The 7,500-nt window shown below is 47.8% G+C and carries 6 protein-coding genes and 10 tRNA genes (1 of these 16 only partly in view); all 16 read left to right on the top strand.

Translation table 11 applies throughout. From position 1 onward, the window contains the following. Positions 1-1,362, top strand: a complete 1,362-nt coding sequence (gene dnaA, locus ACUUHJ_RS00005; RefSeq protein ID WP_172139848.1) for a chromosomal replication initiator protein DnaA — start codon at positions 1-3, stop codon at positions 1,360-1,362. A gap of 207 nt (positions 1,363-1,569) precedes the next feature. Further along, on the top strand, positions 1,570-2,709 hold the full coding sequence (dnaN, locus tag ACUUHJ_RS00010) for a DNA polymerase III subunit beta (protein ID WP_012683785.1): 1,140 nt from the start codon (positions 1,570-1,572) through the stop codon (positions 2,707-2,709). Positions 2,710-2,741: 32 nt separating this feature from the next. Next, positions 2,742-2,957 carry a S4 domain-containing protein YaaA gene (yaaA, locus tag ACUUHJ_RS00015; protein ID WP_012683786.1) on the top strand — a complete coding sequence of 72 codons (216 nt, stop codon included), beginning with the start codon at positions 2,742-2,744 and terminating at the stop codon, positions 2,955-2,957. 16 nt (positions 2,958-2,973) lie between these two features. Then, on the top strand, positions 2,974-4,092 hold the full coding sequence (gene recF / locus ACUUHJ_RS00020; protein ID WP_012683787.1) for a DNA replication/repair protein RecF: 1,119 nt from the start codon (positions 2,974-2,976) through the stop codon (positions 4,090-4,092). 11 nt (positions 4,093-4,103) lie between these two features. After that, positions 4,104-4,391: an extracellular matrix regulator RemB gene (gene remB / locus ACUUHJ_RS00025; RefSeq protein WP_007720118.1), complete on the top strand. Its 288-nt coding sequence runs from the start codon at positions 4,104-4,106 to the stop codon at positions 4,389-4,391. Next, the gene (gyrB, locus tag ACUUHJ_RS00030; protein ID WP_289675397.1) at positions 4,391-6,316 is read left to right on the top strand and encodes a DNA topoisomerase (ATP-hydrolyzing) subunit B; all 1,926 of its coding nucleotides are present in this window, start codon (positions 4,391-4,393) and stop codon (positions 6,314-6,316) included. The genes remB and gyrB overlap by 1 nt, the downstream gene beginning before the upstream one ends. A gap of 220 nt (positions 6,317-6,536) precedes the next feature. Next, a tRNA-Ile gene (locus ACUUHJ_RS00035) sits at positions 6,537-6,613 on the top strand. Between the two features lie 45 nt (positions 6,614-6,658). Beyond that, positions 6,659-6,734: transfer RNA gene (locus ACUUHJ_RS00040), tRNA-Ala, on the top strand. A gap of 17 nt (positions 6,735-6,751) precedes the next feature. Further along, positions 6,752-6,827 (top strand) — tRNA-Asn (locus tag ACUUHJ_RS00045). Positions 6,828-6,834: 7 nt separating this feature from the next. Then, positions 6,835-6,908, top strand: a tRNA-Glu gene (locus ACUUHJ_RS00050). A 33-nt stretch (positions 6,909-6,941) separates the two neighbouring features. Beyond that, a tRNA-Val gene (locus ACUUHJ_RS00055) sits at positions 6,942-7,017 on the top strand. Between the two features lie 25 nt (positions 7,018-7,042). Then, positions 7,043-7,119 (top strand) — tRNA-Asp (locus ACUUHJ_RS00060). Positions 7,120-7,154: 35 nt separating this feature from the next. Then, positions 7,155-7,230: transfer RNA gene (locus ACUUHJ_RS00065), tRNA-Phe, on the top strand. 14 nt (positions 7,231-7,244) lie between these two features. Next, positions 7,245-7,320: transfer RNA gene (locus tag ACUUHJ_RS00070), tRNA-Thr, on the top strand. Between the two features lie 47 nt (positions 7,321-7,367). Then, positions 7,368-7,452, top strand: a tRNA-Tyr gene (locus ACUUHJ_RS00075). Between the two features lie 18 nt (positions 7,453-7,470). Beyond that, a tRNA-Gln gene (locus ACUUHJ_RS00080) sits at positions 7,471-7,500 on the top strand (it continues 45 nt past the right edge of the window).

Consider the following 7,500-nt stretch of genomic DNA (forward strand, 5'->3'; position numbering starts at 1 on the left):
TTGGATGCAGCGATTAGCGAACTATGGCGCAAAGTACTCGCCAAGATAGAAAAATCGCTAAGCAAACCCAGTTTTGATACCTGGCTGAAGGCGACAAAGGCAACTACATTAGAAGAGGATGCACTGATCGTCGTCGCACCAAACGACTTTGCTCGTGATTGGCTAGAAACCAGGTACGCACAACTGATTACCGATACACTATATGAAGTGACGGGTATCAATATGAAAGTAAAGTTCGTCGCGATGCAAAATCCTGATGCGGCTTTTGCTGACGAACAACCTGCCCCACGGGTGAAAATGAGTGAACCGCCAGCAGTCGCGGATGACCAGCCACCCAGCATCTTAAATCCCAAATACACCTTTGACACGTTTGTCATCGGCTCAGGGAATCGATTCGCTCACGCCGCATCGCTTGCGGTTGCGGAAGCTCCTGCGAAAGCTTACAATCCCCTCTTCATTTACGGAGGAGTCGGACTTGGCAAAACCCATTTAATGCATGCAATTGGCCATTATGTCATTCAGCACAACCCATCGGCGAAAGTGGTCTATTTGTCGTCTGAGAAATTCACCAATGAATTCATCAACTCTATTCGTGACAACAAAGCCGTCGAATTCCGCAATAAATACCGGAGTGTTGACGTTCTTTTAATTGATGACATTCAGTTTTTGGCAGGCAAAGAATCGACACAAGAAGAGTTTTTCCATACTTTCAATGCCTTGCATGAAGAAAGCAAACAAATCATCATCTCCTCCGATCGGCCTCCTAAGGAAATCCCGACACTGGAGGATCGCCTCCGCTCACGCTTCGAATGGGGACTGATTACTGATATTCAGCCGCCAGACCTCGAAACGCGGATTGCGATTTTGCGCAAAAAGGCGAAAGCAGAAAATCTTGATATCCCTAATGAGGTAATGGCGTACATCGCCAACCAGATCGACAGCAACATCCGCGAGTTGGAAGGCGCATTGATTCGTGTTGTTGCCTACTCCTCCTTGATTAATCGCGATATCGACACGCAGCTGGCAGCGGAAGCACTGAAAGACATTATCCCTTCCTCCCGCCCACGCGTGATTACCATTATGGACATCCAACGAACAGTCGGAGAAGCGTTCAGCCTGAAACTAGAAGATTTCAAGGCGAAAAAACGGACAAAAACCGTTGCTTTCCCCCGTCAAATTGCGATGTATCTCTCCAGAGAGCTGACGGATGCCTCTTTGCCGAAAATCGGTGATGAATTTGGTGGTCGTGACCATACGACAGTCATCCATGCCCATGAGAAAATCTCTCGTGCGCTGGCAAATGACCCTCATATGCAAACAACCATTCAGTCGCTCATTGAAAAGTTAAAAGCAAACCATTGAACCTGTGCATAACGCAAAAAGCCTATACACAACTTACCCACATGTGTATAGGCTCTCTTTTACGTATTGGACCCACATATCCACAAATCCACAGGCCCTATTACTACTTCTGTTAAAAAGATCTATCCTAATAAGTTATGATAAAGGCGCAGCCATTATGCAGATTCCAACCAAAAATAATGGCGCCGGAGAGGGAGGCTCACGTCGATGCATATTACCGTTCAGCGTGAAAAGCTATCGAACGCCGTATCGCATGTTAGCAAAGCAGTTTCTAGCAGAACTACGATTCCAATTTTGACCGGGATTAAAATCAAAACGGATGACGAAGGCTTGACACTAACAGCAAGCGATTCTGATGTGTCTATTGAAGTTCAGATCCCGATGGAAGAAGCCGGAGAATGGGGAGTAACCGTACATCAACCTGGTAGCATTGTGTTGACTGCACGTATTTTCAGCGAAATCGTGCGCAAGCTGCCAAGCAATGAAATCGATATTCAAGTGGATGATCGTCTCGCAACCAAAATTCGTTCCGGACAAGCTGAGTTCACCATTAACGGAATGGATGCCAACGAATATCCACAATTGCCGCATCTGGAAGAAGATAAAGTCTTCAGTGTTCCCTGTGATTTACTGAAGGCAATGATTCGCCAGACGGTTTTTGGTGTTTCCACTTCCGAAATGCGCCCGATCTTGACCGGTTTAATGTGGTCGCTTGATCAAGGCAAATTGCGTTTTGTGGCAACCGACAGCCATCGCTTAGCTAGCCGTACCGCAATGGTTGAATGCCCAGAGGATCTTTCTTTCCACAACGTGGTAGTTCCGGGTAAAAGCTGCAATGAATTGGTAAAAATATTAGATGACGACCAAAATCTCGCGGATATCGTTGTTGCGGACAACCAAATTCTTGTGAAGTCCAAGCATATCCTGTTCTATTCCCGTCTCTTGGAAGGAACCTATCCGGACACGACCAGAATTATTCCACAAGGCAGCAAAACGGAGATCACTGTGAGCACCAAGGAGTTTTTGCAATCTATCGAGCGCGCTTCCTTGCTGAGCCGCGAAGGCAAATCGAACGTAGTCAAGCTCGTTACGATGCCTGATGGAACCGTCGAAATTACGTCCAATGCACCTGAGATCGGGAAAGTAACGGACATTTTGATGCCAAAAGCAATGAATGGCGAAGAATTGAAAATTTCCTTCAACGCCAAATACATGATCGATGCGCTGCGTGCAATTGATAGCGCAGAAATCAAAGCGAGCTTCAGCGGCCCGATGAGTCCCTTTGTGATTCGTCCGACCGATCACGACTGGATGCTCCATTTGATTTTGCCGGTTCGTACGTACTAAAATGTTTTTACGTAAAAGAAAGGAGCCAAGCCATGCGTGAGGTTTCCATTAGCACAGACTATATTGCTCTCGGCCAATTTTTGAAGCTGGCTGAAATCATTGACACGGGGGGAATGGCCAAAGCTTTTTTGGCTGAGGTTCCGATCCAAATTAATGGAGAGCTGGACAACAGACGTGGACGCAAGCTATATCCTGGCGATGAAGTGGCGATTGAAGGCTATGGTCGCTATCAAGTGGTACGCCCCTGAGAGGAGAGCGTGATTCTTGTTCCTCAAGAACCTGTCGCTAACCAATTATCGCAACTACGAAACGATGTCCCTGTCGTTTGACGGTCCCATTCAGTTATTTATTGGCAACAATGCTCAAGGGAAAACGAATGCTCTCGAATCGATCTATGTTTTGGCACTCGCCAAATCCCACCGAACGCCTCGTGACAAGGAGCTCATTTCCTGGGATGCCGATTATGCCACGATCCGTAGCGATGTTCTTCGTCGCTACGGTTCTGTTCGTTTAGAGCTACAGTTGACAACCAAGGGAAAGCGGGCCAAAATCAACGGAATGGAACAGCAGAAGCTGAGCGCCTATGTGGGGGCATTGAATGTCGTCATGTTTGCACCCGAGGATCTTTCCATTGTCAAAGGCGCACCTGCCCAGCGCAGACGCTTCATCGATATGGAAATCGGTCAGGTTTCACCTACGTATCTTTATTATTTGAGCAATTACAACAAAGTGCTGGCCCAGCGAAATCAGCTTTTAAAGGATTTGGCCATGAAAAAAAGTAACTCGCTGGAAATGCTGGCAATTTGGAATACCCAATTAGCCGATTTAGCGGTAAAATTGTTACGAAAGCGTTTTGAGTTCATTCGGAAGCTGGAGACGTGGGCACAAGAAATCCACACCGGCATCACCGATGGCAGGGAAAGACTTTCTTTGCATTACGTTAACTCATCGCCCGTTACAGAAGAGATGACGATAGATCAGGCTGTAGATAAAATGCTTGCTGCCTACGAAGAGGTTCGCGACCGGGAAATCATGCGGGGGAGCACCCTTATTGGGCCACACCGTGATGATTTTTCACTTAAAGTGAACAACATGGATGTGCAAACGTATGGTTCCCAGGGACAGCAACGCACCAGTGCGCTGTCCATTAAATTAGCCGAAATTGAGCTGATTAAAGAAGAAGTGGGAGAATACCCCGTTCTGTTGTTGGATGATGTCTTGTCAGAGTTGGATGAACATCGGCAAACACTGCTGCTCGAAACCATTCAGGATCGAGTACAGACGTTTGTAAGTACCACAGGTGTGGAAGGCTTAAAGCATCAGGTTCTCCAGCAAGCCTCTCGTTTTTACGTGAGGGAAGGGAAAATCTCCGGAGAAAGGTAGGGGGTACAGGGATGTTTATTCACATTGGTGGAGATACTGTGGTGAGCACGAAGGAAGTTATTTCCATCCTCGATCATCAGACTGTGAAATCCTCAAAAATCAATAAAGCGTTCTTACTCGAAAAAAGTAAGACAGTTGTTGACCATAGCGAGGAAGAAACGAAGTCTTATGTAATCACCCAGAATGCCATTTACTGTTCACCTATTTCTTCTCTGACGCTGAAGCGACGCGCTCAGTTCGTGGACAGCTTGGATCAGTTTCCCTTTGTACAAGCTGAAGTGGAGGAGTTGACAGAGTAGTGGATCAAGTGACGACGAAAGATACAAACTACGATGCGAGTCAGATTCAGGTACTGGAAGGGTTAGAGGCAGTTCGGAAACGTCCCGGCATGTACATCGGGTCGACCAGCAGCCGGGGTTTGCATCACCTGGTATGGGAGATTGTCGACAATGCCATTGACGAGGCGTTAGCCGGTTATTGCGACGAGATCTTGGTGGTCATTCATCCAGACAACTCCGTATCTGTAACCGATAACGGTCGAGGAATCCCGACTGGCATTCATGAAAAGACCGGGAAGTCCACTGTTGAAACCGTTTTGACTGTATTGCACGCCGGTGGTAAATTCGGCGGTGGCGGATACAAAGTGTCCGGCGGTCTTCACGGGGTAGGTAGCTCGGTAGTGAACGCGCTATCCGAATGGATGGAAGTCGAGGTTAAACAAAATAACCAGGTATACTACATGCGCTTTAAAGTAGGCGCACCGGATGCCGATCTTGCTGTTGTGGGCGAGACCGAAGAGACGGGAACAAAAGTTACCTTCAAGCCCGACCCGACTATTTTTACCGAAACAACGGTATTTGAATACGAGATTTTGCAAAAACGTATTCGCGAGCTGGCGTTCCTGAACAAAGGATTGCGCATCACACTGAAGGATACGCGCCCAGATCATGAGAAGGAAGAGTCCTTCCACTACGAGGGCGGTATCATCCAGTTCGTAGAATACTTGAATAAAAACCGGGAAGCCCTGCATGATGATGTGATTTATTGCGAAGGGGAAAAAGAAGGTCTTGTCGTCGAGGTTGCCCTTCAGTACAACGACAGCTACGTGAGCAACATCTACTCTTTTGCCAATAACATCAACACGCATGAAGGCGGGACTCACGAAACCGGATTTAAAACGGCTCTTACGCGTGTTATCAACGACTACAGCCGCAAGTTTAACTTCCTGAAGGAAAAGGATCCGAATCTTTCCGGGGACGATGTGCGTGAAGGCATTACCGCGATTATCTCCGTGAAAATTCAAGAGCCTCAGTTCGAAGGACAAACAAAAACAAAGCTGGGCAACTCGGAAGCGCGTAGCATTACCGAGTCTGTCTTCGGTGACCGTTTTAACACCTTTATGGAAGAAAATCCGGGTGTAGCCAAAAAAGTTGTGGAAAAAGCGCTCATGGCATCTCGTGCCCGTGAGGCAGCTCGTAAAGCGCGTGAAATGACTCGTCGTAAGAGTGCGCTGGAAGTAAGTGCTTTGCCGGGTAAACTGGCGGACTGCTCTTCCAAGGACGCATCCGAATCTGAACTGTTCATTGTAGAGGGTGACTCTGCGGGTGGTTCTGCGAAGATGGGACGCGATCGTCATTTCCAAGCTATTCTTCCTCTTCGCGGGAAGGTATTGAACGTAGAAAAAGCGCGTCTGGACAAAATTCTCGGCAACAACGAGATCCGTGCCATTATTACGGCTTTGGGAACGGGTGTTGGCGAAGACTTTGATATTACAAAGGCACGCTACCACAAAGTCGTTATTATGACGGACGCCGACGTCGACGGATCGCATATTCGTACGCTTTTGCTGACGTTCTTCTTCCGCTACATGAAACAATTGATTGAAGCGGGGTATATTTATATTGCCCAGCCGCCTCTCTACAGCATTAAGCAAGGGAAGACGCTGCATTATGCTTATACTGACAGGCAGCGTGATGAGGTTCTCGCTACCTTGAAGTCTCAACCGAAGCCGAACGTCCAACGCTATAAAGGACTAGGTGAGATGAACGCGGATCAATTGTGGGAGACTACAATGGACCCAGAAGTCCGTACGTTGCTTCAGGTAGATCTTGAGGATGCTATGGATGCCGATATGGTGTTTGAGACGCTGATGGGTGACGAAGTAGAGCCTCGCAGGGAGTTTATTGAGCAATACGCGGCAAATGTACGCGATCTAGATATTTAAATTGGGAACGGAGAAAAGCTTGTCCTTTACCGGGCAAGCTTTTTCTTAATGAAAATATAAAAATACATTTGAAATATACGATGAACATGACTTATAATAGATTTTGCTTTTGTTAACCTCGTCTTTCACAAAAAAAGTTCACCCACACAATAAAAAAAATCAAATTTTCTATTGCAATGAACTTAAAAGTGTGATAGATTAAAGTTCCGGAAGTAATTACGGGCCTATAGCTCAGTTGGTTAGAGCGCACGCCTGATAAGCGTGAGGTCGGCTGTTCGAGTCAGCCTAGGCCCACCACTTACATAGTTGACATGACAAACCGTGTCACGAAACCGTTAGGATGGGGCTGTAGCTCAGTTGGGAGAGCGCCTGCCTTGCAAGCAGGAGGTCATCGGTTCGATCCCGTTCAGCTCCACCATTCTAAAACATCATTATTCCTCGGTAGCTCAGTTGGTAGAGCAATCGGCTGTTAACCGATCGGTCGGCGGTTCGAGTCCGTCCCGAGGAGCCATTCAAATGGCCCGTTGGTGAAGCGGTTTAACACAGCAGCCTTTCACGCTGTCATTCAGGGGTTCGAATCCCCTACGGGTCACCTAGCAAAACGCCCTGCAAAAGCAGGGGTCCTGGAGGCTTAGCTCAGCTGGGAGAGCATCTGCCTTACAAGCAGAGGGTCGGCGGTTCGATCCCGTCAGCCTCCACCACTTTTAACAACTGAATGTTTTACATGGAGCTGTGGTGAAGTTGGAGTTCACGCCGGTCTGTCACACCGGAGGTCGCGGGTTCGAGTCCCGTCAGCTCCGCCATTTTTCTCAAGCGATGGCGAAACAATTACGCTTGAGGCTCGGTAGCTCAGTCGGTAGAGCAGAGGACTGAAAATCCTCGTGTCGGCGGTTCGATTCCGTCCCGAGCCACCATTTATACAAAGCGCGCCGGTATAGCTCAATTGGTAGAGCACCTGACTTGTAATCAGGGGGTTGTGGGTTCAAGTCCTATTGCCGGCACCACTTTTTCTTTGAAAGTTGAATAAGCTTTGCTTTTGAAGGACAAGCTTGGGGAGATAGTGAAGTGGCTAAACACGGCAGACTGTAAATCTGCTCCCTCCGGGTTCGGCGGTTCGAATCCGTCTCTCCCCACCATCTTTACTTCATGGCTATTGGGGTATAGCCAAGCGGTAAGGCAACGGA

The sequence above is a fragment of the Brevibacillus schisleri genome, assembly GCF_055685845.1.

What these genes read in the sequence shown, in the direction of transcription:
- dnaN (WP_012683785.1), top strand. Translation starts at nt 1,570, where the DNA reads ATGCATATTACCGTTCAGCGTGAAAAGCTATCGAACGCCGTATCGCAT.
- yaaA (WP_012683786.1), top strand. Translation starts at nt 2,742, where the DNA reads ATGCGTGAGGTTTCCATTAGCACAGACTATATTGCTCTCGGCCAATTT.
- remB (WP_007720118.1), top strand. Translation starts at nt 4,104, where the DNA reads ATGTTTATTCACATTGGTGGAGATACTGTGGTGAGCACGAAGGAAGTT.